Origin of the sequence: Yimella sp. NH-Cas1 (assembly GCF_022359705.1) — a bacterium.
Classification (GTDB): Bacteria; Actinomycetota; Actinomycetes; order Actinomycetales; family Dermatophilaceae; genus Yimella; species Yimella lutea.
Map to the genome: position 1 here is coordinate 2,170,056 of NZ_JAKSGG010000003.1, position 21,950 is coordinate 2,192,005.

At 66.5% G+C, this 21,950-nt stretch carries 17 protein-coding genes; 7 read left to right on the forward strand and 10 right to left on the reverse strand.

What is annotated here, in order from left to right:
• Nucleotides 1-10: 10 nt before the first annotated feature.
• The 3 genes from MF407_RS10730 to fdxA form a co-directional block, all read right to left on the reverse strand.
• Nucleotides 11-1,297: a citrate synthase gene (locus tag MF407_RS10730; protein ID WP_239702274.1), complete on the reverse strand. Its 1,287-nt coding sequence runs from the start codon at nucleotides 1,295-1,297 to the stop codon at nucleotides 11-13.
• A 168-nt stretch (nucleotides 1,298-1,465) separates the two neighbouring features.
• The gene (gene dapC, locus MF407_RS10735; protein WP_239702275.1) at nucleotides 1,466-2,578 is read right to left on the reverse strand and encodes a succinyldiaminopimelate transaminase; all 1,113 of its coding nucleotides are present in this window, start codon (nucleotides 2,576-2,578) and stop codon (nucleotides 1,466-1,468) included.
• Between the two features lie 12 nt (nucleotides 2,579-2,590).
• Nucleotides 2,591-2,917 carry a ferredoxin gene (gene fdxA / locus MF407_RS10740; protein ID WP_129627706.1) on the reverse strand — a complete coding sequence of 109 codons (327 nt, stop codon included), beginning with the start codon at nucleotides 2,915-2,917 and terminating at the stop codon, nucleotides 2,591-2,593.
• A 64-nt stretch (nucleotides 2,918-2,981) separates the two neighbouring features.
• Here fdxA and MF407_RS10745 point away from each other — a divergent pair, with 64 nt between their 5' ends.
• Both MF407_RS10745 and MF407_RS10750 read left to right on the forward strand, forming a co-directional pair.
• Nucleotides 2,982-3,980, forward strand: coding sequence for a GNAT family N-acetyltransferase (locus tag MF407_RS10745; RefSeq protein WP_239702276.1), 999 nt, complete (start codon nucleotides 2,982-2,984; stop codon nucleotides 3,978-3,980).
• Nucleotides 3,981-4,259: 279 nt separating this feature from the next.
• On the forward strand, nucleotides 4,260-6,059 hold the full coding sequence (locus MF407_RS10750) for an HNH endonuclease signature motif containing protein (RefSeq protein WP_239702277.1): 1,800 nt from the start codon (nucleotides 4,260-4,262) through the stop codon (nucleotides 6,057-6,059).
• Between the two features lie 12 nt (nucleotides 6,060-6,071).
• On the opposite strand, the gene MF407_RS10755 is transcribed toward MF407_RS10750, so the two are convergent.
• From MF407_RS10755 to MF407_RS10765, 3 genes are all read right to left on the reverse strand, one after another.
• Nucleotides 6,072-6,920 (reverse strand): siderophore-interacting protein, encoded by an 849-nt coding sequence (locus MF407_RS10755; protein WP_239702278.1) that lies wholly within the window; start codon nucleotides 6,918-6,920, stop codon nucleotides 6,072-6,074.
• Nucleotides 6,921-6,996: 76 nt separating this feature from the next.
• Nucleotides 6,997-7,824 carry an ABC transporter permease gene (locus tag MF407_RS10760; RefSeq protein ID WP_141927762.1) on the reverse strand — a complete coding sequence of 276 codons (828 nt, stop codon included), beginning with the start codon at nucleotides 7,822-7,824 and terminating at the stop codon, nucleotides 6,997-6,999.
• Entirely contained in the window at nucleotides 7,821-8,717 is an 897-nt protein-coding gene (locus MF407_RS10765; protein WP_239702279.1) for an ABC transporter ATP-binding protein, read from the reverse strand. Before MF407_RS10765 ends, MF407_RS10760 begins: the two co-directional genes overlap by 4 nt.
• A gap of 131 nt (nucleotides 8,718-8,848) precedes the next feature.
• Here MF407_RS10765 and MF407_RS10770 point away from each other — a divergent pair, with 131 nt between their 5' ends.
• Nucleotides 8,849-10,066: a histidine kinase gene (locus MF407_RS10770; protein WP_141927761.1), complete on the forward strand. Its 1,218-nt coding sequence runs from the start codon at nucleotides 8,849-8,851 to the stop codon at nucleotides 10,064-10,066.
• Nucleotides 10,063-10,704, forward strand: a complete 642-nt coding sequence (locus MF407_RS10775; protein WP_211345138.1) for a response regulator transcription factor — start codon at nucleotides 10,063-10,065, stop codon at nucleotides 10,702-10,704. The genes MF407_RS10770 and MF407_RS10775 overlap by 4 nt, the downstream gene beginning before the upstream one ends.
• Nucleotides 10,705-10,738: 34 nt before the next feature.
• On the opposite strand, the gene MF407_RS10780 is transcribed toward MF407_RS10775, so the two are convergent.
• The 4 genes from MF407_RS10780 to typA form a co-directional block, all read right to left on the reverse strand.
• Nucleotides 10,739-13,576, reverse strand: coding sequence for an FAD-binding and (Fe-S)-binding domain-containing protein (locus MF407_RS10780; protein ID WP_239702280.1), 2,838 nt, complete (start codon nucleotides 13,574-13,576; stop codon nucleotides 10,739-10,741).
• A 10-nt stretch (nucleotides 13,577-13,586) separates the two neighbouring features.
• Nucleotides 13,587-15,437 (reverse strand): VanW family protein, encoded by a 1,851-nt coding sequence (locus tag MF407_RS10785; protein ID WP_239702281.1) that lies wholly within the window; start codon nucleotides 15,435-15,437, stop codon nucleotides 13,587-13,589.
• A gap of 78 nt (nucleotides 15,438-15,515) precedes the next feature.
• On the reverse strand, nucleotides 15,516-16,028 hold the full coding sequence (locus MF407_RS10790; RefSeq protein ID WP_239702282.1) for a flavin reductase family protein: 513 nt from the start codon (nucleotides 16,026-16,028) through the stop codon (nucleotides 15,516-15,518).
• A gap of 28 nt (nucleotides 16,029-16,056) precedes the next feature.
• A complete protein-coding gene (typA, locus tag MF407_RS10795) occupies nucleotides 16,057-17,958 on the reverse strand; it encodes a translational GTPase TypA (protein ID WP_239702283.1) in 1,902 nt (633 codons plus the stop codon).
• Between the two features lie 203 nt (nucleotides 17,959-18,161).
• Between typA and MF407_RS10800 the strand changes: the two genes are divergently transcribed.
• The 3 genes from MF407_RS10800 to MF407_RS10810 all read left to right on the forward strand — a co-directional run bounded on the left by MF407_RS10800 (nucleotide 18,162) and on the right by MF407_RS10810 (nucleotide 21,947).
• Nucleotides 18,162-19,823, forward strand: a complete 1,662-nt coding sequence (locus MF407_RS10800; protein ID WP_129626218.1) for an ABC transporter substrate-binding protein — start codon at nucleotides 18,162-18,164, stop codon at nucleotides 19,821-19,823.
• A 141-nt stretch (nucleotides 19,824-19,964) separates the two neighbouring features.
• Nucleotides 19,965-20,975, forward strand: coding sequence for an ABC transporter permease (locus MF407_RS10805; RefSeq protein WP_129626216.1), 1,011 nt, complete (start codon nucleotides 19,965-19,967; stop codon nucleotides 20,973-20,975).
• A 6-nt stretch (nucleotides 20,976-20,981) separates the two neighbouring features.
• Complete coding sequence (locus tag MF407_RS10810) at nucleotides 20,982-21,947, forward strand: ABC transporter permease (protein WP_129626214.1); 966 nt, start codon at nucleotides 20,982-20,984, stop codon at nucleotides 21,945-21,947.
• Nucleotides 21,948-21,950: the final 3 nt, after the last annotated feature.

The window sequence follows — 21,950 nt, forward strand, 5'->3', positions numbered from 1 at the left end:
TCGGTGTGGGTCAGGCGGACGGGTAGTCGCGCTCGCTCTCACCGATGTAGATCTGGCGCGGACGGCCGATCTTGGTGGCCGGGTCCTCGACCATCTCGCGCCACTGGGCGATCCAACCCGGCAGGCGGCCGATCGCGAACAGCACCGTGAACATCTCGGCCGGGAAGCCCATCGCCTTGTAGATGATGCCGGTGTAGAAGTCGACGTTCGGGTACAGCTTGCGCGACACGAAGTAGTCGTCGGAGAGCGCGATCTCCTCCAGCCGGCGAGCCATCTCCAGCTTCGGGTCCTCGACGCCGAGCGCCTCGAGCACCTCGTCGGCGGCCTTCTTCACGATGGCCGCACGCGGGTCGTAGTTCTTGTAGACACGGTGCCCGAAGCCCATGAGCTTCACGCCGTCTTCCTTGTTCTTGACCTTCTCGACGAACTTGTCGACGTCGCCGCCGAAGTCGTTCTCGATGGTGTCGAGCATCTCCAGCACGGCCGAGTTCGCGCCACCGTGCAGCGGACCGGACAGCGCGTGGATGCCGGCCGAGATCGAGGCGAACAGGTGCGCGTGACCCGAACCGACCAGACGGACGGTGGAGGTCGAGCAGTTCTGCTCGTGGTCGGCGTGCAGGATGAACAACTGGTCGAGCGCCCTGGTGACGGTCGGGTTCGGGGTCCAGTCCTCGGTCGGGTAACCGAAGGTCAGACGCAGGAAGTTCTCGACGAGGTCGAGGTTGTTGTCCGGGTAGAGCGTCGGCTGACCGGCGCTCTTCTTGAACGCGTAGGCGGCGATGGTCGGCAGCTTGGCCAGCAGCCGGATCGTCGACAGCTCGATCTGCTCCTTGTCGGTGATCGACAGGGAGTCCTGGTAGAAGGTGCCGAGCGCGGACACCGCGGCCGACAGGACCGACATCGGGTGCGCGTCACGCGGGAAGGCGGCCAGGAGGTCCTTGAGATCCTCGTGCAGCATCGTGTGCCGCTGGATCTTGCCGGTGAACTCCTCGAGCTCTTCCTTGGTGGGAAGCTCGCCGTAGATCAGCAGGTAGGAGGTCTCCAGGAAGGTCGACTTCTCGGCCAGCTGGTCGATCGGGTAGCCGCGGTAGCGCAGGATGCCCGCGTCGCCGTCGATGTAGGTGATGGCCGACTTGCAGGATGCGGTGTTGACGAATCCGACGTCGAGCGTGACATTGCCGGTCTCTTTCAACAGAGCCGAGATGTCGTAGCCGTCGTTGCCCTCGGTCGCCGGGATCACGGCGAACTCGAGCTTCTTGTCACCCGCAGCGAAGGTGGCCGGAGCGGTGTCAGTCATAAGGGAAATGCCTTCCGTCCTCGCGAAAATCCGGCGCAGACGCCGGTTGCTGAGCCTGACGATGACGGTACCCCAGCACTGCACCGGCAGATGGGGCACCCCGGGTGTCAAGAATTACAGTTCTGCAGACGTAGTGAAACGCGTCCGCCGCCCACCGGTCAACCGTGATCAATCGGCGGTCAGACGCGCCGCCGCCTGCTCGATCCGCTCGTCGGGGGCGGTCAGCGCGACGCGGACGTGGGCTGACGCAGCTGCGCCGTAGAAGTCTCCGGGTGCCACCAGGATTCCCTTGCCGGCGAGTTCGTCGACAGTGGTCCGGCACGGTTGCCCTTTGGTCGCCCACAAGTACAGACCGGCCTCGGAATGGTCTGTGCGCCAACCGGATTCGCGCAGTGCGCCGAGAAGGGTGTTTCGACGCGAGCGGTAGCGCTCCTTCTGGATGGCGACGTGCTCGTCGTCCTGGACCGCGGCGAGCAGGGCTCGCTGCACCGGCCAGGGCGCCATCATCCCGGCGTGCTTGCGGAAGTCGACCAGCCTCTTGACCAGAGCCGGATCACCGGCGACGAACGCCGCCCGGTAGCCGGCCATGTTCGACTGCTTGGACATCGAGTAGACCGACAACAGGCCGGTGTGGTCGCCGCCGCAGACCCGCTCGTCCAGGATGCTCGGCGTGGTGAGGTCGTCGACACCGTCACGCCAGTCCAACTCGGCGTAGCACTCGTCGGACGCGACGATCACGCCGCGCTCACGGGCCCACCGGACCACCTTGGCCAGGTGATCGATGGGCAACACCTGACCGTGCGGGTTGCCAGGAGTGTTGAGCCACAACAGTTTCGGAGCACGCGGACCGAACTGAACGGTCGACTGAGCAGGCACCGGGGTCGCTCCGGCGATGCGCGCCCCGACGTCGTACGTCGGGTAGGCGATCTCGGGAAAACCGACAGCATCTCCCGGCCCGAGGCCCAGGATCGTCGGCAGCCAAGCGACGAGTTCCTTGCTACCGATGGTCGGCATGACGCCGTCGGGGTCGACACCGGCCGCATTGCGCCGGCGCGCGAACCAGGCCGAAATCGCCTCGCGCAGATCGGGGGTGCCCCAGACCTGCGGGTAGCCGGGCGCATCCGCGGCCGTGATCAACGCGTCACGGACGACCTGGGGGGTCGGGTCGACGGGCGTGCCGACCGAGAGGTCGACAATGCCGTCCGGATGCGAGTTCGCGACAGCCTTGGCCTGCGCCAGGGTGTCCCAGGGAAAATCAGGAAGATGACGATCGACGGGCACGCGCCGGCCGGATCACTCGTCGTGCGACTGCGGCGGCAGCGCCGCGATCAGCGGGTGGTCCTTGGGGATGAGACCCATCTTCGCCGCGCCGCCGGGGCTGCCGAGGTCGTCGAAGAACTCGACGTTGGCCTTGTAGTAGTCGGCCCACTCCTCGGGGGTGTCGTCCTCGTAGTAGATGGCCTCGACCGGGCAGACGGGCTCGCAGGCACCACAGTCGACGCACTCGTCCGGGTGGATGTAGAGACTGCGTTCACCTTCGTAGATGCAGTCGACGGGGCATTCCTCGATGCACGCCTTGTCCTTGAGGTCGACACAAGGCTGGGCGATGACGTACGTCATGAGGAGTCCTCCTGATGATGATGGACCGGCTGGTCACTTTCTGCTGACCTAGTATGCAAGCCGTATGGGCGACGAGCGTACTAAGTCTCACCTTCCCTGGCCGGTTCGTGTCGGACGCAGGGTTGCGGTCCGTCGCCGACTTCTTCCGGGCGACCCGACCGGCGCCGTGTTCACCGACGTGACCGGCGAGCTGCTCTGCGCGGACGGCAGCGGGATCGAGGTCGATTCCCGGCACGGACGCGTTCGTGTCGAGTGGGCCGACGTCGTCGCGGCCAAGGAGATTCCGCCGAAGGCATCACGTCGTGGTCATCCGCACCGCACCGTCCCCATCGACGACCTGCAACGACTGATGGTCGACGGCCTGCCGCCGCTGACCAGCGAGCATCTCGGCGATTGGCTGCTGCGCAGCGCCGAAGGATTCACCGGACGAGCCAATTCCGTTCTTGCCGTTGGCGATTCAGGCTTCTCGCCTTCGGACGCGGTGGACCGCTGCGTGGACTGGTACGCCCGCCTCGGACTGCCTGCGTTGTTCCAGATCGCCGGCCCGGTCGGTTTCGATCCATCGGATCACCCGGTGGTGGCCGAGATCGACCGGCGCGGCGGACGTTGCTCGCCGCGGGTCGCTGTCATGACCGCGGCGGTACGCGAGATCGCGCTGGCGCGATCCGCAATAGGCGTCACCGTCGATGCCACAACTCGACCGACGGACCAGTGGTGGAGTGCGGCGAGTCCGCGCACGATCGATCGACGAACCGTCGCCGCACGCGTTCTCGCCGGGGTCGAGGACGGCCGATACCTGACGCTCTCCGACACCGCGCCGCGCGCGAACACCCGCCTCGCATACTCCCCCGGCTGGGTCGGACTCTTCGACCTGCACGTGGCAGAAGCGTTTCGCGGCAAGGGTTTCGGGCGGGCCCTCGTCGGAGCTGCTGCTCGCGAGGCCGACCGACGCGGCGTCCGCTCGATGTATCTACAGGTGAGCAGCGACAACGCACCGGCCATCGGGCTCTACGAATCGCTCGGGTTCAGCACGCACCACGAGTACATCTACGCCCGTCTCTGAGTCACTCACTTTCCGCCCCGCCGGTTGAACCGAACACCCGTCACGCGCGCTGAGCCCGCGCCCGAGGGAGAGGGCGTACGCGGCGCCGCTGGTTGAGCCGAACGCCCGAGGGACGAGGGCGTACGCGCCGAAACCAAGGCAACCATCCACGACCGCCCAACCACGACCGCTCAACCACGCATTCTCCACAACCCGCGAGTAACCAATTCGGTTGTCCACAAACGATATTCGTCCGTTCACACCATTCCAACTCGGTTCGAACAGGTGTACGATGTGGGCATGTCGAACACCACGACGAAACCCCTCGGACAGGACGCGATCACCCCGCGTGACCTGCTCGAAGCAGTGATGCTCGAAGACGGTGTCGACGCAGCCATCGAACTGGCATCGCACCCCGAACTGGTACCAGGCGCGAACCCCGCCACCATCCAACTGCTCATCGCCCAACTGCTGGCACACAACGTGTTCGAACGCCTCAACAGCGACAACCCGTTCACCGTGGACGCAGCCGGCGACAAGTTCTTCACGCAGGACGACCTCACCGACCTCACCGGGATCGACCAACAGACGGCCGGTGAGCAAGGTGATGGCGACCAGGGTGACGACGAGGATCACTGGGTGACACAGACCCGGCAGTTCGAGGAATCGATCCGGGTGGCGCACTCGGTGATGAACACCGCCGGCGCCGTCCGGGCGATCTCGATCAGTCAGTACGCACGCTGGGACGCCCACGACGTGACCTGCACTGACTTCGTGCAACACGAGCCGGGGCATGTGGGTGAGTTCGCTGCTGATGGTGTCGCGGCCGAACTGCGCCTGTCCTGCATCGCCGCGTCGCAGCTGGTGCGCAAATCGGTGTGGGCAGCCACCAAAACACCGGTTCTGCTCACGGAGGTGGCTGCTGGTGTGGCGAACCTGGACACCGTGACCGCGGTCGCGACCGAACTGCAGGACGCCCGCCCCGACACCTGCGAACTCATCGAAGACACGATCCTTCAACGCAAGATCCACTGCCGGGGTGCGGCGTCCGCACGCCGCTCCACCCGCACCCTCCTCACCAGGTTCGAGGCGGCAGCCGCCCGCAAGACCCACAAGCGTACGAAAGCACAGCAGACCGGGGTGTGGTTCGACCCCCACCCCACCCCCGGGTTGGCGTCCTTCACCGCGGTCCTGCCCGATGCGCAGGTCGCGGAAATCTGTGACCTGGTCGAGAAACGCGCCTACGATCTCAAACGGTCCGACACCAGTGAAGACGCTGCCGACAAACTCCTGGGTGAGTACCGGGCCGACGCGTTGTACGAGATCGTCACCCGCAACCTGAACTACATCCTTGATATTCAGATCCTTACTCCCACCGCATGCCAGGGCTGCAGCAACAACTCTGCGGACGCGAACAGGAACGGCGATTCCGGTCGTGACCGCGGCAAGGAGGACAGTGGCGATGACGGCGACGACGGCCGCTTAGGCGGCAACCCAGGCGGCAACCCCGGCGGTGGCGGGAACGGTCCCGGCGGCACCGGCGGTGACACACCCGGTCCCAGCAAGGGGAGGTCATCCAAGAAGACCGTGACCCGCGGCGAAGCGCTCGGCCTCTTCACCAGCACGAGCAGCGACACGAACCGCGACACCGGTGCGTTAGGAATCCATCACCGCGCGGGCGCACTGTCCGGGTACGGGATCGAAGCACTCATCCAGAACGCCACCACGATCACCACCACCGGGGTCGAATTCAACCCACTCACCGGCGAACTCATCCACCAGGACACCTCACAGGCGTACCGACCACCCGAGACGATGCGCCGCAGGATCCAAGCCCGCGATCAACACTGCCGAGCACCCGGGTGTGCCCGGCACGCGGTGTTCACCGACACCGACCACGTCACCGCCTACCAACGCGGCGGACCCACCACCGACACCAACCTGCAATGCCTGTGCCGACACCACCACAAAATGAAACAAAGCGGCTGGCAGGTGGTCATGAACACCGCCGGCGTGTGCGCCTGGACCTCACCCACCGGCCGCACCTACACCACCGAACCCGGACTCCTACAGACCTACCGGGACACCGAAGGACTCTGATCCGTCGCCGCGTCAGTGTGCTTCTTCGAGCGCGGACTCCTCGGCCTCGAGTTGCTCGACGAATTCACGCTTGCCCGCCTGCCAGGCGTTCTCGTCCTGCCCGGTACGCCAGTAGCCGGAGATCGAAACCTGGTCACGCGGCAGGCCCTGTTCGATGAACAGGTACTTGCGCAGGTCCTTGATCATGTCGGCGTTGCCATGGACGAACGCGTGCACCTCACCGTCCGGCCATTCGGCACGCCGCACCGCGGCAGCGAGACTGTGCCCGTGGCCGAGACGCTCCTCCTCCCGGTGCACCCAGGTGATCTCGACACCCTCCCCGGCCGGCATCGGGATGTGCGAATCGACGTCGCGAACCTCGACGAAGACCTTCGCCGAAGCTGCGGCGGGAAGTCGTTCGATGGCGGCGGCGATGGCCGGCTGCGCTGACTCGTCACCGATCAACAGGTGGACGTCGGCGTCGGGGCTGGGCGCCCAGGCTCCACCGGGACCCATGAACCCGATGTTCTCCCCCGGCTGGACACGAGATGCCCACGGCCCGGCGATTCCGGCATCCCCGTGGACGACGAAGTCGAGCGCCAATTCGCGGGTGCTCGGGTCGAACCAGCGAATCGTGTAGGTGCGGGTGACCGGCCACTGCTCGCGCGGGCGCTCCTCGCGGATGAGTTCCGGGTCGAACGGCCACGCGTAGTCGGCGCCCGCCGGCGGGAAGAGCAGCTTCACGTAGTGGTCGGTGAACTCCAGTTCCCCGATCTGCGCCAGATCGTCGCCGGCGACGACCACCCGAACGAGTTGCGGTGCCACTTGCTCGGTGCGGACGACGGTGACGGACTTCGGGACGCGGCGCGGACGATCAGACATAAGGTAAGCCTAACTTCATGCGAACGGGCCCTGTCGCTCCCCCTGAAGAGCGACAGGACCCGCGTCACTGGAGAGCTCAGGAACTCTTGACCTCGCTTCGCACCATCCGCCAGATGCCGAGGGTCAGCGGCAGCACCAGCCAGATGAGCACGGAGACGGCAAGCTTTGCCCAGTCGTCACCTTGCATCTGCGCATCGAACAGCGGCTGCAGAGTCTGGCCGGTGTCGGCCCACTCACCGACCGTGCGCATCCAGGAGACGGAGGCGACCATCGACCAGACGATCGGCAGGAACAGGTAGGTGACGATCGCGCCGGGGGTGTTCTGGATGAGCGCACCGAACGCGAAACCCATACCGACATTGATCAACTGCGCGACCAGGATGCCGACGACCACCTGCCACGAGACCGACCACGACGGGTCGGAGCCTCGCACCACGTCGGTGAGCAGCGTGAAGCCCGCAGCCATGAGCGCACCGAGTGCGACGATGGCGAAGCCGGCGATGAGGACTGCCAGCAGCTTCGAGACGGCGACCCGTGCCCGCTTGGGTTCGAGGGTGAAAGTCACCAGCCCGGTGCGCTGCGACCATTCGGTGGTGACGGCCATGATGCCGAGGATGGGCAGGAGGAAGCTCTGCGGAATGATCGTCGCACCGAGGAAGTTGCCGAAGTCCTTGTTCGTGTCCGCCTTACCGGTGAACGCGAGGATCGCGACAACGACGGCCGTCACCAACGCGATGCCGATGAGCAGCCAGCGCCCGCTGCGGGTGTCGATGAGCTTGCGCAGTTCGACGGAGACCAGGCGCATGAACGGCACTCGGGATACCTCGCCCGGATCGAGTCGAGACGGCAGCCGGACACCCGACAGTGCCTTGTCGAGGTGCTGGTCGGTGGTGGCGTTGCTCATGCTGCGACCCCTTCTCGGGCGTCGCCCGCGGTGAGTTGGAGGAACATGTCCTCGAGCCCGGCGGCGCCGGCACTGGTGAGTTCGGTCAAGACGATCTGGTGCTGCAGCGCAACCGTGCCCACAACGATCGGTTCCGCGTCGACGCGCAGCTTCTGCCCCACAGCGGTCACCGAAACGCCTTGTCCGGCAAGAGCTTCACCCAGGCGCTGGTTGTCGGTGCTGGTGACCGAAGTGCCTGCTGTAGCGAGCAGTTCCTGCTTGGCCCCCTGTGCCACGATGCGACCGCGGCCGATGACCACGAGGTCGTCCGCGATCACCTCGATCTCGTGCAACAGGTGTGAGGACAGCAGCACGGTGCCGCCCTCGTCCGCGAAGCCACGCAGCAGACTGCGCATCCAGCGAATGCCCGCCGGGTCGAGTCCGTTGGCCGGCTCGTCCAGGATCAGCACCTTGGGGTCACCGAGCAGCGCATGGGCGATCCCCAGCCGCTGGCGCATGCCGAGCGAGTAGTTGCGCACCTGACGCTTCGCCTCGACGGGGGTGAGGCCCACGACTTCGAGCAGTTCGTCGACCCGCCCCTTCGGCAGACCCATCGTGCGAGCGCCGAGAGTAAGTACCTCACGTCCGGTGCGCCCCGGGTGCTGGGCCGACGCATCGAGCAACACCCCCACGTGGCGGCCCGGGTTCGGCAGCGCGGTGTACTGCCGCTCGAGAATGGTCGCAGTACCGGCGGTGGGTGGTGTCAGCCCGACCATCATCCGCATGCAGGTGGACTTGCCGGCACCGTTCGGACCGAGGAAGCCGGTGACCCGGCCGGGCTCGGCCCGGAAGGTCACGTCGTCCACGGCGCGATGCGCTCCGTAGGTTCTGGTCAATCCGTTGACTTCGATCATGGTGACCATCCTTCGCGTCCGAGGACGCCGGCGCATCGGCCTCGGGGATGCACCTGGTGCGACTTTCGTAGGGGGTCGGCTGCGACCAGGGACGGATATTGGCCTGCCCCGCCACTGCCTACGCTGGAGCGATGACCGCAGCTCTTCGTCCCTCCGCACCGCAGGCACCGGCGCATTCGTCGGGACGCTTGAGGCACGCCTGGGGCGAGGCATGGCGCTTCGGCTCGGCGACGATCCTGAGCGTCGTGCTCGTGCTGGTGCTCGCCACCAGCAACTACCCCGGCTACGAAGCCGAGTCGCGCTGGTGGATCGTCGAGATCGGGGCTGGCCTCGCCTCCCTGGGCCTGCTGTTCTTCCGGCGTCGCCGGCCGATCGCGATCTGTGCCTCGACGATCGTGCTGTCGTCGGTGGCGGTCGCAGCGGTGCCTCCTGCGGCGATCGCCTTCATCTCGTTGAGCACCCGCCGCCGGTGGGCGGAGATCGTGGTCGCATCCATCGGGTGGCTGGGCGGCCAGGTCGTCTACGAACTGCTGCACCCCATGCCGCAGCGCTCCACCGCCGACATCATGAGTTCCGTCATCATGTCGCTCCTGAGCACGGCCTTCTGTGTGGCTGTCGGCGTCGCGATCGGCGCCCGCCGGGAGTTGGTCGCCAACCTACGTCGCCAAGTCCAGGCCGCGGGCGAACAGGAGAAATCACGCGTCCAGCAAGCCCGACTAGGTGAACGCAGCCGCATCGCCCGCGAGATGCACGACGTCCTGGCTCACCGGATCTCGCTGGTGGCCATGCATTCCGGCGCGCTCGCTTATCGCACCGGATTGTCCGAACAGCAGGTGCGCGAGGCCGCAGAGATCATCCGCGACAACTCGCAGATTGCGCTGACCGAGCTGCGCGAGGTGTTGGGCGTCCTGCGCGACGCCGAGAACGTGGGCATCGAACCGCCACAGCCCAATCTGTCCGCCGTCCAGGCTCTCGTGCAGGACACCCCGACCGGCGACGGACCGATTGATCTCGTCATCCATGGGGACCTTGACGACATCCCGGAATCGTTGTCTCGCAGTGGTTTCCGGGTCGTGCAGGAGGTGTTGACCAACCGACGCAAGCACGCGCGTGGGGTCCCGATCACGATCGACATCGATCGCGACGAGGTAAGCCTACGCATCCGCACGAGCAACCCCGTCACCCGACAGGAGACCGGTCTGCCGGAATCAGGACTGGGTCTGTTGGGACTCACCGAGAGGGTGGAACTTGCGGGCGGCTCGCTGCACTACGGCATCGACCGATCGGAGCGGTTCGTCGTGAAGGCGGTGCTGCCCATGCTGCGCGACAGTGAGAAGGTCGGCGTGTGATCCGGGTACTGCTGGTCGACGACGACGCTCTGGTGCGCGCCGGGCTGCGGATGATCCTCGGCGGCGCGCCCGACATCGAGGTGGTGGGTGAGGCGACCGACGGTGCTGCCGGGCTCGATATCGCCCGCGACTGTAAGCCGGACGTCGTACTCATGGACATCCGGATGCCGGTGATGGACGGCATCAACGCCACCGCGACGCTGCGTGCGGCGGACGACGCGCCACACGTCATCGTCCTGACCACGTTCGACGCCGACGACCTCGTGGTGCAGGCATTGCGCGCCGGTGCCGGCGGCTTCCTGCTGAAGGACTCGCGACCCGAGCGTCTCGTCGGCGCGGTCAAGGCGGTCTGCGAGGGCGAGCCGGTGCTCTCCCCCAGCGTCACCCGGCAACTGGTCGACCGGGTCACTGCATCCACGCCCGACAACCCCGCGAACGCCGCCCGCCTGGAGCGACTCACCGATCGCGAGCACGAAGTTGCGGTCCTGATCAGCCGCGGGTTGTCCAATGCCGACATCGCGGCCGATCTCTACATGAGCGTCCCCACCGTGAAGGCCCACGTCTCGCGCATCCTGGCCAAACTCGACGCCGGCAACCGCGTCCAGGCGGCGATCATGGTGCACGAAGCGAGCCGCTGACCCGCTGCTGCTCGATCGCCGAGGTGCCCGGCCCTCAGAGCGCTTGGTCGAGGATCTGTGCCAGGTGAAGACCCTTGCGATCGGCGAGGTCATCGGCCTGGGTCCGGCAGGAGAAACCGTCAGCGAGCAGGACGGCGTCAGGTGAAGCTTCGAGCGCAGGGAGCAGCTGTTGCTCCGCGATCTTGACCGACACCTCGTAATGCCCTTGCTCCACACCGAAATTGCCGGCAAGACCGCAGCAACCCGACAGTCGCCGGACGTCGGCTCCGGCAGCCTTGAGCAACTGCGCATCGGGTGACCAGGTCATGACCGCGTGATGGTGGCAGTGCGGCTGGGCGATGATCGCGCGACCGGACAGGTCCGGTGCACGCCAGTCGGGCAACGACGACAGGAACTCCGCCAACGTGAGAACCGCGCCCGCCACCCGGTCGGACGCCTCGCCGCCGATGAGTTCGTGGGCATCGCTCCGGTACACCGCCGTGCATGACGGCTCGAGACCCACGATCGAAAGCCCTTGTGCTGCAGCGAGATCCAGCTCATCAATGGAACTGCCGAGGGTCTCCTTCGCCTCATCCAGCTGGCCGGTGCTGATCAGTGTCAGCCCACAGCATCCGTCCCGCTCGATGATGACCGGTTGCGCACCAGCGGCACGCAGAACCCGGACCGCAGCCGCTCCGGTGTCGGGCGCGAAGTAGTCGGTGAAGGTATCGACCAGAAGAACGACCTGGCCGGGTTCGACGTTCGCCGCATCGAACAGCGGCACACCGTTGTCGCGACACCAGGCACGGAAGGTGCGCGGTGCCAATCGCGGGATGGAGCGACGGGGGTCGACGCCGGCCAGCTTCTTGGCGAACGCGAACCTGTCACCCACGCCACTCAGCGTCGAAGCAAGACGAGAAGTCTTGCGGCTCAGGCGAACCCACTGCGGCAGACGGCCCAATGAGTAGTGCGACGCCGGACGTCGCTTGCCCTTGTACGTCTGGTGCAGCACCTCGGACTTGTAGGAGGCCATGTCGATGCCGGTCGGGCAGTCGGACAGGCAGCCCTTGCACGACAGGCACAAGTCGAGAGCGTCGTGCACCTCGGGCGCGTCCCAGCCGCTGACGAGTTCTCCGTTGAGCATCTCCTGCAGGACACGGGCGCGGCCTCGCGTGGAGTCCTTCTCCTCGCCGGTGGCGAGGTAGGAGGGGCACATGACTCCGTGCGTGCCGCTGTTGTCGGCGCGGCACTTACCGACGCCGGTACAGCGGTGGACCGCTTGCGCGAAGTCGCCGCCGTCATGCGGGTAGCGCAGCGCGAGCGGCACCGCGGGCTTCCTCGCCGCAGGGATGCGCAGGTGTGCGGTCGGAGCATCCGGGTCGACGAGCACTCCGGGGTTGAGCAGACCGTCGGGGTCGAAGATCTGCTTGACCCGAGCGAACAGTTCGATGGCCTGCGGTGAGTACATGTGCGGCAGTAGTCCGCTGCGTGCACGGCCGTCCCCGTGCTCCCCGGACAGCGAACCGCCGTACTTCGCGACGAGCTCGGCCGACGCGTCCAGGAAGTCACCGAACCGGGACGTCCCTCCCGGCGCGGCCAACGGGAAGTCGATCCGAATGTGCAGGCACCCGTCACCGAAGTGACCGTACGGAAGCCCGGAAAGATCGTGCTCGACCAGCAGGTCGTCGAACTCGCGCAGGTACGGACCGAGTTCCGCCGGCGGAACGGCTGCATCCTCCCAGCCGGCATGGGCCGGCAGATCCCGCGGTGAGCGTCCGGACAGTCCGGCGCCGTCCTCACGCACCCGCCAGAGCGAGGCAGAAACGACGGGATCAGTGACGATCATCGAATCGAGGCAGGACCCTTGTGCCACAACGAGTTCGGCCTGACGCTGCAGTTCCCCGTCGTCCTCACCGGCCAACTCGACGAACAGCCAGCCGTCTCCGCGCGGCAGCGGCGGTACCGCGGCCGGTCCGCGTCGGGCGGCGAGAACATCGACGATCCTGCGGTCCATCCCCTCGACGGCGATCGGCGCGAACGGCAACAGCCCGGCCGCGGCATCGCTGGCGTCGTAGATGTCGGCGTAGCCGAGCACGATCAACACGCGCCTTCCGGGTTCCTTCACCAGTCGGACGGTTGCCTCGGTCGCGACGGCCAGCGTCGCCTCCGACCCGGAAAGAAACCGTGTGACGTCGAAACCGTTCTCCGGCAACAGTTCCTGCATCGCGTAGCCGGACACCTGACGTCCGAATCGGCCGAACTCCTGTCGGATCAGCGCCAGCGAGGAGCCGACCAGCGCGTCCAGTTCGCCGAGCACCGGCGCGGACGCCGACACATCGCTGCGAGGAGCACCCACGGACGTTCGCAGCACGGTGCCGTCGGCGAGCGCCGACTCGAGCGCGAGCAGGTTGTTCGAGGTCTTGCCGTAGCCCAATGCCCTCGATCCGCACGCGTTGTTGCCGATCATGCCGCCGATCGTGCAGCGGGTGTGCGACGAGGGATCAGGACCGTACCGCCACCCGGCAGCGAGCGCCTGTCGTTGCAGGGCTGCATGGACGATGCCCGGCTGGACGACGGCAATACCTGCCTCCGCGTCCAGGGACAGCAACGTGTTCATATGCCGCGAGAAATCAAGCACGACCCCGCTGCTGATCGCGTTGCCGGCACAGGACGTGCCCGCTCCCCGTGCCACGACCGGGAGCCCGAGCTCACGACAGACTGACAAGGTCGCAAGCACCTCGTCCCGATCGTGCGGACGCACGACCGCCGTCGGCAGCAAGCGGTACAGCGAGGCGTCCGTCGAGTACGCGGCGCGATTCGTGCCGTCGGCCAGGACATCACGGACTCCGGCCCGGCGCAGGGCGTCGGCAGCGATCGAAGGGGTGGTGCTCACGCCCCAGAATCTACTTCTTGGTCGACGTCGCCGCCGGTGCGGTCGAGGAGGGAGACACAGAGGCAGACGCCGAGGCAGACGCCGAGGCAGACACCGGTGTGGTGGCCGGTGTGGTCGGTGGACTCGACGCAGCCGCGCCGGTGGCCGACGCCCGTGGCGCCGTCGAGGTCGACGGGGCGTTCGGGTCAGGGCCGCAGACGACCTTGTCGGACGGGATGTACTTCGTGGTGTTCGCCTCGTTCTTGACCACCTTGCCCGAGAGGTCGGTGACGACACGGGTGACGGTGACCTTGAAGCCCTGAGCCGGCGCCTGCACCTCGCACCCCTTCTTGGTGATGTAGCGCGTCTTGGGCTCGGTGAATGCGAACTGGGGTCCGGTGTTCGTCGAGACGTTGAAGGTCTTTGTGCCGTACAACCTGATCACCGCGGCGCTGTTCTGCGTGCCGGCCTCGATGCGGATCGGGCGGCCGGTGTCGTTCGTCCACCGCAGGTCGATCGTGGGCACCCAGAGCGTGGACTCGCGTCCCATCGGGTACCGCGGGATCCAATAGGCGTGTGGTGTGTGCTCGTCCAGACGGACTCCGGCGAAGAATGCGGCGTTGTACATCGTCGTCGAGACCTGCGAGATGCCACCGCCGGTGCCCTTCTCGTGGATGCCGTCGACGAGCACCCCGGCCTCGACGTAGCCGTTCGCCTTGGTGATCGGAGTCAGTGACTGCAGAAGACTGAACTGCTCACCGGGTGCGATGACCATGCCGTTGATCTTGGCCAGCGCGACCTGGATGTTCTTGGTGCGGGATTCGTTCTGGGCACCGCCGGGGTAGCGCGACACGAACTCGGAGATCTTCTCGGTGCCGAGGTTCTTCAGGTCGGCGGCCACCATCGCCGCCTTGACCGGCTTGGACTTCAACGTGAGGGTGCGGGTCGGGTCGGTCAGCGCCTTGATCAGCAGCGGGCCGGCGCCTGCAGGGTCCACCTCGGAGCCGTTCTTGGCCTCCACGATGCTGCCACCCGGACCGTAGTGCGCGTTCTGCGCAGGTGTGGTGAGTTCACCGGACAGGGTGTCGAGCACTTCGCGCAGCTTGGCCTCGTCGATCACCGGCTTCAACGTGCCGTCCTGGACCTTGGCGCTGAGCACGGCGCTGAGCGCGACGGGCGTGACCTTGGAGGTCTTGGCGCCGACCTTGACGGTGACCGGCCCGCTCATCGCCGGGCCGGCGAAGTCTTTCACGAAGGCGTCGATTTCGGCATTGGTCAGCGGCGGCTCGACGTGGCCGATGGTGGCGGTGTACTCGGTCTTGGCCGGCCAACCCTTCGCGATCTGCTGGGCGACGGCGTCGGCGTGGATGCCGGTGCCGTCCTTGGAACGGACGACGTCGACCTTGCCGTTGTTGAACTTCACCGACCCGTTGACGGCGGACCCTTTGAAGGTGCCGGCGGCCGCGGTGATCGCAGCAGCCAACTTCTGAGTGTCTGCCTTCGCCGTCAAGGGACGGTTCTCGCGCGCACCGAACAGGTGCTTGCCCACCACGGACGGATTCAGCGAGAACCCGGTGAGTCCGTCGGCCGCCCGGCCCGGATCGAGCCAGAGACCGGAACGGGCGGCGTCCAGAGTGAACTTCTTGCCTTCGGCGCTCACGGTGATCGGACGATTCATCGTCGAACGCGTTCGGGTCGAGACGGCGTCCTCGGCCTTCGCCTTCGTCATGCCGCCCACGTCGACGCCTGCAATCGTGGTGCCGTCGGGGATCTTGTCGGTGACGGCGGCAGCAGTGCCGACGTAACCCAGACCCAGGACGACCGCCGTGCCACCGGCGATCGCGGCGATCCAGCGGCCCCGACGCGAAGGCTTATCACTCACTGCTTTCTTACCCATCTGTCCATGCCTTGATCCGTGCCGACCCCCGCTTGTCGCCGGGCCACACCGCGCAGGCGCGATCTACTTGTGGCTGCCGAAGCGGCCCCTGAAATAGACCAGCGCCTCCCCCGGCTGGTCGGCGATGTGCAACGACAGTACGTCGCCGACCACGATCGTGTGGTCGCCGGACACCAGCGTGTCACCGGTTCGACACACGATCGTTGCCAGCGCGCCGTCGAGCAACGCGACACCCGTCTCGTCACGGTGATGCGGCACCCGATCGAGCTGACTGTGCAGGGGGCGCCCCCGCGTCGAGAGCCACGCCGCGGCGGCGCGCTGCGAAGCGTCCAGGATGTTGACGCTCCAGACACCCGCGGACATCACGGCGTCGTGGAAACGAGCCTCCCGCTCCACGCAGATCAGCAACCGCACCGGATCGAGCGACACCGACGTGACGGCATTCGCCGTCATCGCGTGGTCGTGCCCGTCGGCCACAGTGGTGACGACGGTGACCCCGGTGACCAGACGTCCGATCGCCTGCCGGTAGGCGTCGGGGTCGACATCCACCGGTAGGCCGTCAATACTCCGGTTCATCGGGGTCACCATCCAATTACGTTGCGGCTCAGGACTTCTCGGCGTTACGCGCCTTCGATGCAGCGCGGTTGCGCTCACCGGCGTCGAGAATCACCTTGCGGATACGGACGCTCTCCGGCGTGACCTCCACGCACTCGTCCTCGCGGCAGAACTCCAGGCTCTGCTCCAGCGACAGCTTGCGCGGCGGGATGACCTTCTCGAAGTTGTCCGCCGAGGAGGCACGCACGTTGGTGAGCTTCTTCTCCTTGGTGATGTTGATGTCCATGTCGTCGGCGCGGGAGTTCTCGCCGACGATCATGCCCTCGTACACCTCGGTGCCGGGCTCGACGAACAGCACGCCGCGCTCCTGCAGGTTGACCATCGCGTACGCGGTGACCGGGCCGGTACGGTCGGCGACCATCGAACCCGACATGCGGGTGACGATCTGGCCGTACCACGGCTCGTAGCCGTCGAAGACGTGGTGCGCGATGCCGGTGCCGCGGGTCTCGGTGAGGAACTCCGTGCGGAAGCCGATGAGGCCACGCGAGGGCACCTTGAACTCCATCCGGATCCAGCCGGTGCCGTGGTTGGTCATCTGCTCCATGCGACCCTTGCGCGCCGCGAGGATCTGCGTGATCGCGCCGAGGTACTCCTCCGGCGTGTCGATGGTCAGGGCCTCGACCGGCTCGTGCGTCTTGCCGTCGATCTCCTTGGTGACCACCTGCGGCTTGCCGACGGTCAGTTCATAGCCCTCACGCCGCATCTGCTCGACCAGGATCGCGAGCGCCAACTCACCACGGCCCTGCACCTCCCAGGCATCCGGACGCTCGGTCGGCAGGATGCGCAGCGACACGTTGCCGATGAGTTCGCGGTCGAGGCGGTCCTTGACCAGGCGGGCGGTGACCTTCGCACCACGCACCTTGCCGGCCAGCGGCGAGGTGTTGGTGCCGATCGTCATCGAGATCGCCGGCTCGTCGACCGTGATGAGCGGCAACGGGATCGGATTCTCCGGGTCGGCGAGCGTCTCACCGATGGTGATCTCGGGGATACCGGCGACGGCGATGATGTCACCCGGACCGGCGCTGTCGGCGGGCTGACGCTCCAGGCCCTGGGTCATCAACAGTTCGGTGATCTTCACCTTCTGCTGGGTGCCGTCATGACGGCACCAGGTGACCTGCTGGCCCTTGTGCATCTCACCGTTGTGGATACGCAGCAGCGCCAGGCGTCCGAGGAAGTTGCTGGAGTCGAGGTTGGTGACGTGTGCCTGCAGCGGAGCGTCGTCGTCGTACGACGGTGCCGGGATCGTCTCCAGGATGGTCTTGAACAGCGGCTCCATCGAATCGCCTTCGGGCAGTTCGCCGTTCGCCGGACGAACCGTCGAGGCGACACCGTTCTTGGCGGACGCGTACACGACCGGGAAGTCGAGCTGGTCCATGTTGCCCTGCGCGTCGTCGAGCAGGTCCATGAACAGTTCGTAGGCCTCTTCCTCGACCTCCTCGATGCGCGAGTCGGGGCGATCGACCTTGTTGATGCACAGGATCACCGGCATGTGCGCGGCGAGGGCCTTGCGCAGCACGAAGCGGGTCTGCGGCAACGGGCCCTCGGACGCGTCGACGAGCAGCACGACGCCGTCGACCATCGACAGGCCGCGCTCGACCTCTCCGCCGGAGTCGGCGTGGCCGGGGGTGTCGATGATGTTGATGGTGATCTTCTGGCCGTCGGCGGCGGGGCCGTCGTAGCTGATCGCGGTGTTCTTGGCGAGGATCGTGATCCCCTTCTCACGCTCGAGGTCACCGGAGTCCATCACCCGCTCACCGGTCGTCTCGACGGTTTGGCGTTCGGAGAACGCACCCGTCTGCCAGAGCATCTTGTCGACAAGAGTGGTCTTGCCGTGGTCGACGTGAGCAACGATGGCGACGTTTCGAACGTCGTCGCGGGTCTTCAAGGGCATGACCGCGATTCTCTCATCCCGGGCACACTGCTTCCGACCACAGACCATCGGTCCCCGACCGCGCACGGCCTGACCGGACACCAGGACTCAGATCGGTAACAGCCTGGGCGATGCCCGTGTGTATGTCCTCACATGCGGTCTAGGGTCGCCACATCCGTACGGGGCAGGGTCCATGCTGCCCGCCCACACGATGAGGAGAAAAGATGCAGACCTCCAGGAAGGCCTCCGCGCTCGCCGTTGTCAGCGCAGCCGCGCTGGTGCTAAGCGGCTGTGCCGAGTCCAAGCGCGAAGAGGGTGGAAAGGGGTCCGAGAGCGGCGGCCAGTCGAACGCCACGATGACCTTCGCCGCCGCGGGTGCGCCCAAGACCTTCGACCCCTTCTACGCCACCGACGGCGAGTCGTTCCGACCGGCTCGGCAGATGTTCGAGGGCCTGGTCGACTTCAAGCCGGGCACCGCCGACCTCACGCCGGGCCTGGCCACCAGCTGGAACCCCAGCTCCGACGGCAAGACCTGGACGTTCAAGCTGCGCACCGGCGTGAAGTTCTCCGACGGCACCCCGTTCAACGCTGACGCCGTGTGCAAGAACTTCGAGCGGATGGACAAGCAGAACGAGGCCGGCCAGACCGCCGCGTCGTACTGGAACGACAACATGGGCGGCTTCAACAAGTCGAAGACCGACCTCTACCAGGGCTGCACCGCCAAGGGCGAGGACAGCGTCGAGCTGAAGCTGCTGCGTCCGACCTCGAAGTTCCCGGCGCTGCTGGGCCTGCCGGCTTGGTCGATGCAGTCGCCGACGGCGCTGGAGAAGTACAAGGCCAACGACGTCAAGGCGCAGGGCGACGGCATCACCCAGTCGGAGTACGCCGCCAAGTACCCCACCGGCACGGGCCCGTTCAAGTTCCAGTCGTACGACGTGCAGAACAAGACGGTCACCCTGGTGCGCAACGACTCCTACTACGGCGAGAAGGCCAAGGTCGCCAAGCTGGTCTTCAAGATCATCCCCGACGGCACCTCGCGCAAGCAGGCGCTGCTGGCCGGTGACGTCGACGGCTACGACCTGCCGAACCCCGTCGACTGGGCCTCGCTGAAGAGCGCGGGCATGAACCTCATGGTTCGTCCGGCCTTCAACATCCTCTACCTGGGCCTCAATCCGACGAAGAACCCCGCACTGAAGGACCTCAAGGTCCGCCAGGCGCTGTACTACGCGATCAACCGTGACCAGCTGGTCAAGACCCAGCTGCCCGAGGGCGCGACGGTGGCGACCCAGTGGTACCCGAAGACCGTCGACGGCTACAGCGACGCGGTGCAGCAGTACAAGTACGACCCGGAGAAGGCGAAGAGCCTGCTCAAGGAGGCGGGACAGTCGAACCTGTCGATCGACCTCTGGTACCCGTCCGAGGTCACCCGCCCCTACATGCCCGACCCGCAGAAGATCTTCCAGGCCGTCAAGGCCGACTGGGAGAAGGTCGGCGTGAAGGTCAACACGGTCACCAAGCCGTGGGCCGGTGGTTACACCGACGGCACCTCCAACGGTGCGTCGCCGGCGTTCTTCATCGGTTGGACCGGTGACTACAACACCCCGGACAACTTCCTGGCCAACTTCTTCATCGGCAAGCAGATGGGCGTCACCTCCTACCCGTGGGGCGCGCAGCTGCAGAAGGAGATCACCGACGCCGACAGCATCGTCGACGCCGGACAGCGCACGGTTGCGTACAAGAAGCTGAGCGAGAAGCTGATGAAGGACTACCTGCCCGGTCTGCCGATCTCGAACTCGCCGCCGGCGATCGTGTTCGGCAAGAACATCAGCGGCATCGTGGCCAGCCCGCTGACCTCGGAGGACTTCTCCACCGCGGTCAAGAAGTAAGCCCCAAGAAGTAAGCAAGGTTCAGCCGTAGCCGGCGGCCGTGTCCTAGTGTTACCGGGCACGGCCGCCGGTTCGTCTGCCGGCACCCTCGCCCCGTGAGCCGGCCGACCACGTACCCCACCCCCACGGAAGGAGCCCGCGTTGCTGCGTTACATCGCCCGCCGGGTGATCCAGATGATCGGCGTGTTGTTCGCGCTGTCTCTGTTGATCTTCGTGTGGTTGCGCATGCTCCCCGGCGGCACGGTGTCCGCCATGCTCGGTGAGCGCGCCACCCCCGAACGCGCCGCTCAATTGCGCAAGACCCTCGGTCTCGACCAGCCGCTGCCGGTGCAGTACTGGAAGTTCCTCACCAACGCCCTGCGCGGCGACTTCGGTGTGAGCTCGCAGGTCGCGGCCGGCACCGACGCCATGAAGGTGTTCCTCGACCGCCTCCCCGCCACGATCGAACTCACCGGTTTCGCGATCGTGCTGGCACTCATCACCGCGATCCCCCTCGGCTACCTCGCGGCGAAGCGGCGCGGCGGCATCTTCGACGGGCTGGGCATTCTGGTCTCGCTGGTCGGCGTCGCCGTGCCGGTGTTCTTCCTCGCGGTGATCCTCAAGCAGTTCTTCGCGGTCGACTGGCACCTGCTGCCGGTCGCCGGTCGCCAGAGTCCCGAGCTCGACGCCACCCGCGTCACCGGGTTCTTCATCTTCGACGGACTCATCACCCGCGAGTACGACGCCGCATGGGACGCCGCGAAACACCTGATCCTGCCGGCGATCGCCCTGGCCACCATCCCGTTCGCGGTGATCTTCCGCATCACCCGTGCGTCGGTGCTCGACGTGCTGGACGAGGACTTCATCCGCACCGCGGAGGCCAAGGGTCTGAAGCCGGCCACCATCCGCACCCGCCACGTGCTGCGCAACGCGATGCTCCCGGTGGTCACCACCATCGGTCTGCAGGTCGGTGGTCTGCTCACCGGTGCGGTGCTGACCGAGACGGTGTTCTCGATCCCCGGGCTGGGCGATGCGATGAAGGTCGGCTTCGAGACCCGCGACTACTCGGTGGTGCAGGTGCTGATCATCATGGCCGCACTGACCTACGTGCTCATCAATCTGCTGGTCGACATCGCGTACGCGTACATCGACCCGCGCGTCAGGATCCGGTGATCGACGATGGTTCTCAACGCAAACTCCAAGAAGGCGCGCATCGACGAGCTCGCCGAGTCTACCGCGCGTTCCGACGTCGACGCCGGTGGCATCAAGGACGGCGAGGGCGTCAGCCTCATCGCCAGCGCCTGGGAGCGGCTGCGCCGCAACCCGATGTTCATCATCGGTGCGGTGATCGTGGCACTGATATTCCTGATGGCGATCTTCGCGCCGCTGCTCGCGCCGCACGACCCGACGGCGCGCGACCTCATCGACCAGGTTTCGGCCAACCACCAGGTGCCGGACGCCCAGGACGGCTACCCGCTCGGTGGCGACACCAGCGGCCGCGACCTGCTGAGCCGACTTATCTACGGCTCGCGCAACACGCTGATCATCGCGTTCAGCGCGACCGGTTTCGCCTTCGTCGGCGGGCTGATCCTCGGCACCCTCGCCGGCGCCCTCGGTGGCTGGGTCGACTCGCTGGTGATGCGCATCGTCGACATCATGCTGTCGCTGCCGTCACTGCTGCTGGCCTTCTCGATCGCGGCGATGTTCGGCCGCGCCTCGCAGACCACGGTGATCGTGGCGATCGGCGTCGCGATGACACCGACCTTCGCCCGGTTGCTGCGCGGTTCGATGATGGCGCAGCGCTCCAGCGATCACGTGCTCGCCGCGCGTGCGCTCGGTGTGAAACCGTCGGCGATCGTGTTCAGGCACATGCTGCCCAACTCGTTGTCGCCGGTGCTGGTGCAGGCCACGATGGTGTTCGCCACCTCGATCATCGACGCGGCCGCGCTGTCGTTCCTCGGCGCCGGCAACCCCGACGACACCTCGCCCGAGTGGGGCCAGATGCTCGGCAAGGCGCAGGACCTCGTCGACGCCTTCCCGCACATGGCCGTCTACCCGGCGCTGTGCATCATCGCCGCCGCACTCGGCTTCACGCTCATGGGTGAGTCCCTGCGCGAAGCCCTCGACCCGAAGTCCCGGAGGTGACCC

Bases quoted from the DNA above. Each gene is read 5' to 3' on its own strand.
- fdxA (WP_129627706.1), bottom strand. From the start codon at position 2,917: ATGACGTACGTCATCGCCCAGCCTTGTGTCGACCTCAAGGACAAGGCG.
- MF407_RS10760 (WP_141927762.1), bottom strand. From the start codon at position 7,824: ATGAGCAACGCCACCACCGACCAGCACCTCGACAAGGCACTGTCGGGT.
- MF407_RS10730 (WP_239702274.1), bottom strand. From the start codon at position 1,297: ATGACTGACACCGCTCCGGCCACCTTCGCTGCGGGTGACAAGAAGCTC.
- MF407_RS10750 (WP_239702277.1), top strand. From the start codon at position 4,260: ATGTCGAACACCACGACGAAACCCCTCGGACAGGACGCGATCACCCCG.
- MF407_RS10745 (WP_239702276.1), top strand. From the start codon at position 2,982: ATGGGCGACGAGCGTACTAAGTCTCACCTTCCCTGGCCGGTTCGTGTC.
- typA (WP_239702283.1), bottom strand. From the start codon at position 17,958: ATGCCCTTGAAGACCCGCGACGACGTTCGAAACGTCGCCATCGTTGCT.
- MF407_RS10800 (WP_129626218.1), top strand. From the start codon at position 18,162: ATGCAGACCTCCAGGAAGGCCTCCGCGCTCGCCGTTGTCAGCGCAGCC.
- MF407_RS10765 (WP_239702279.1), bottom strand. From the start codon at position 8,717: ATGATCGAAGTCAACGGATTGACCAGAACCTACGGAGCGCATCGCGCC.
- MF407_RS10770 (WP_141927761.1), top strand. From the start codon at position 8,849: ATGACCGCAGCTCTTCGTCCCTCCGCACCGCAGGCACCGGCGCATTCG.
- MF407_RS10790 (WP_239702282.1), bottom strand. From the start codon at position 16,028: ATGAACCGGAGTATTGACGGCCTACCGGTGGATGTCGACCCCGACGCC.
- MF407_RS10755 (WP_239702278.1), bottom strand. From the start codon at position 6,920: ATGTCTGATCGTCCGCGCCGCGTCCCGAAGTCCGTCACCGTCGTCCGC.
- MF407_RS10810 (WP_129626214.1), top strand. From the start codon at position 20,982: ATGGTTCTCAACGCAAACTCCAAGAAGGCGCGCATCGACGAGCTCGCC.